Below are 3,279 nucleotides of genomic sequence, written 5' to 3'. Positions count from 1 at the left end.
CGACGCACTCCATGCCGTAGCGCGCGCAGATCGTGGCGGTGGCCACGCCGTGCTGGCCGGCACCGGTCTCGGCGATCACGCGCGGCTTGCCCATGCGGCGCGCGAGCAGCGCCTGGCCGATCGTGTTGTTGATCTTGTGCGCGCCGGTGTGGTTGAGGTCCTCGCGCTTCAGGTAGATCTGCGCGCCGCCCAGTTCGCGGCTCATGCGCGCGGCGTGGTAGACCGGGCTCGGCCGGCCCACGAAATGCTTCAGTTCGCTCTCGTATTCGGCCTGGAAGGCCGGGTCGCGCTGCGCCGCGGCATAGGCCGCTTTCAGTTCGTCGAGCGCGTGGATCAGGGTCTCGGCGACGAAGGTGCCGCCATAAGGCCCGAAATGCCCGCTGGCATCGGGCTGCTGGTATTTCGACATGGATTGACTCGCTTCAGGTGGGGGTGCTCGCGATGCGTGCGTCAGCTTCGCGCACGGCATCGCAAAAACGGCGGATGGCCCAGGCATCCTTGATGCCCTTGGCACTTTCAACGCCGGAACTCACGTCAACGGCCCAGGGCCGCACCCGAAGAATTCCTTCGATCACATTTCCGGCATGCAACCCACCAGACAAAACGACTGGAGAGCGCACGTTTCGAGGAATGAGTGACCAATCGAAGACCTTTCCGCCTCCACCATACCCGTCGACATGAGCGTCGAGCAGCAGCCCCTGGGCGTGCGGGTACTGAGCGGCGAAGTCTAGCAAATCGAAATCCCCCGCCATGCGTGCGGCCCGCAGGAACGGGCGGCCGGCGGCGGCGCAGTCGGCCGGCGTCTCGTCGCCGTGGAATTGCAGCAGCAGGTTCGGGATCGCGGCGCTCGCGCGCTCGATCAGCGACGGCGCGGCATTGACACACAGCACCACTGGCGTGACGAACGGCGGCAGGCGCTGCGCCAGCTCGGCCGCGCGCTCGACGCTCACATGCCGCGGGCTGCGCTCGTACAGCACGAAGCCGATCGCATCGGCGCCGGCCGCGACGGCCGCGTCGACGTCGGCCTCGCGTGTCAGGCCGCAGATCTTGATTCGGGTGCGCACGCTCATGCTTCGATGCTCGCGCCACCGGGGAGCCAGTCCATCGGCGGCGTGTGCAGGGGGATGTCGAAGCGCGCATCGTAGTACGGCCCGACGAAGTACAGCCCGTCGGGGGCAAAGGTCGGCGCCGCCACGCTGCGGCTGCGCGAGGCCAGCACCTCGCCCATCCAGCCCGGCGCGCGCTGCCCGGCGCCGATCGCCACCAGGCAGCCCATGATGTTGCGCACCATGTGGTGCAGGAAGGCATTGCCGTCGAAATCGAAGCGCCAGTACGCGCCGAAGCGCCGGATGCGGATCTCGCGCAGCGTCTTCACCGGCGTCGGCGATTGGCATTCGGCGGCGCGGAACGCGCTGAAGTCGTGTTCGCCGATCAGCACGGCGGCCGCCTCGCGCATCGCATCGCCATCGAGCGGGCGGAACACCCACCCGGCCGCGCCGGACTCGATCGCCGCCCGCACGCGCGACTCGAGCAGCAGGTAGGCGTAGCGGCGGCCCTGTGCGCTGTTGCGGGCATGGAAGTCGTCGGGCACGGGCCGGCACCACTGCACCGCGATGTCGAGCGGCAGGAAGCGGTTGGTGCCGCGCATCCACGATTCGGTTTCGCGCGCCACCAGTGCGTGCAGGTGCACGACCTGGTTCAGCGCATGCACGCCGGCATCGGTGCGGCCGGCACACATCGTGCGAACGGGCGTGGCCGCGAATTGCGACAACGCCCGTTCGAGATGGTCCTGGATCGTCTGCCCGCCCGGCTGGCTCTGCCAGCCGCGGTAGGCCTGGCCCTGGTAGCTGATACCGAGGGCCAGCTTCTCTTGGGTCACGTTCCTTCGTTCACCCGAGGTCGGAGAGCATGGCCTGGGCGCGCGTCTTGGTCGCGCCGCTCGCCTTGGCGATCACTTCCTGCAGCAGGTCGCGGGCGCCTTCCATGTCACCGATCTGGCGGAACTCTTCAGCCAGTTCGAGCTTGCGCGCGATCGGGTCGGAGCCGTCGTCCGGGGCGTCGCCCAGGTCGATGTCACCGAACTCGTTGCTCGAGGCCGGTGCTGCCGCGGCGGAGCGCGGGGCGGCCGGCGCCGGGATCGTCGAATCGCCCAGGTCCAGCGAGATGCTGGACAGGTCGAAGTCCATCGGCGCGCTGGCCGGTGCGCTGCGGGCCGGGGCCGGCGCGGCGCGAGGCGGCGGGGGCGGCGGATCCAGCGGCAGGTCGAAGCTCATGTCGTCCAGCGAGTGGCCGACCTCGCCGGTCGGCAGCGGCTGGGTCTCTTCCGGCAGGTGCGGTGCCGACACCGCCGAGCCGCTCGGCAGGGCCAGGTCGAGGTCGAGGTCCATGCCGGCGCCGGTGCTGTCGAAACCGCTGCCGTGCGAACCGCTGGTGCCGAACTCGGACGGCGACGGCAGCACCGATTGCGGCATCGTGCTCGCACCCAGCAGCTCGGCCGACGGACGCGCTTCGCCACCGCCGGTGGCCGGTCCACCGCCCGGGCGGTACATCGGGTTCTCCGGATCGATCTGCTGGCCGATCTCCTGCGCCTTGGCCCAGTCCTCGCCCTGGCCGCCGGTCAGGCCGAACAGCTGGGTGGCCAGCAGCTCGAAGCCCTTGGTGTCGCGGCGCTTGGCGTAGACCTCGAGCAGCTTGGTGCGGATCGCCAGGCGCTCGGGGCTCGCGCGCATGGCTTCCTTGAGGATTTCCTCGGCCTGCAGGTCGCGGCCATAGGCCAGGTAGACATCGGCCTCGGCCACTGGATCAACGTCGCCGATGGCATCGAGCTGGCTCAGCGAGTAGCTCATCGACGACGATGCCCCGCCGGCGTCACGCGTGTCGATGCGCTGACCGCCGCTGGCCCCGAAGAAAGAATCCGGTTGAAGGCGACTCTCGAGGAACGAGGTTTCACCGCTGTCGCGCTTGGCGCGCTTGCTGAAGCGCCACGCCGCGAAACCGCCGAGCAGCAGCACGGCGATGCCGCCGAGCAGGGCCGGCAGGTTGTCGTCGAGCAGCGACGACAGGAAGCTCGGCTCGGGCGCCGGAGCGGGCATCGGGGCCGGCGCAGGCTTCGGCGGCGCGACGGCCACGACCGGCGCACTGGCCACCACGTCAGGCGCCGACGCGGCAGCGACCGGCGGCACGTCGGCGGGCGCCGAGGCCGGGGTCTCGATCACCGGCGCGGGTGCGGGCACAGGGGTCGCTGCCACCGGAGCCGGCGGCGGCGGCACAGGGGCCGGC

General features: G+C 70.3%; 4 protein-coding genes. All 4 read right to left on the bottom strand.

All coding sequences use genetic code 11. The annotated features are described in order from the left end of the window. The coding region (locus AC1D12_RS28815) for a pyridoxal-phosphate dependent enzyme (RefSeq protein WP_477844547.1) at nt 1-409 on the bottom strand (409 nt) is incomplete at its 3' end. Nucleotides 410-422: 13 nt separating this feature from the next. Further along, nucleotides 423-1,070 carry a phosphoribosylanthranilate isomerase gene (locus AC1D12_RS28810; RefSeq protein WP_477844545.1) on the bottom strand — a complete coding sequence of 216 codons (648 nt, stop codon included), beginning with the start codon at nt 1,068-1,070 and terminating at the stop codon, nt 423-425. Next, nucleotides 1,067-1,879, bottom strand: a complete 813-nt coding sequence (gene truA / locus AC1D12_RS28805; RefSeq protein ID WP_477844543.1) for a tRNA pseudouridine(38-40) synthase TruA — start codon at nt 1,877-1,879, stop codon at nt 1,067-1,069. Before truA ends, AC1D12_RS28810 begins: the two co-directional genes overlap by 4 nt. A 10-nt stretch (nt 1,880-1,889) precedes the next feature. After that, nucleotides 1,890-3,279, bottom strand: a 1,390-nt coding sequence (locus AC1D12_RS28800; RefSeq protein ID WP_477844541.1) for a motility hub landmark protein FimV, incomplete at its 5' end; no start/stop codon positions are given.

The organism is Rhizobacter sp. P1_G5 (assembly GCF_056405435.1).
Note: the sequence above shows the minus strand (reverse complement) of the source record. Positions and strands in the feature narration are given on the sequence as shown.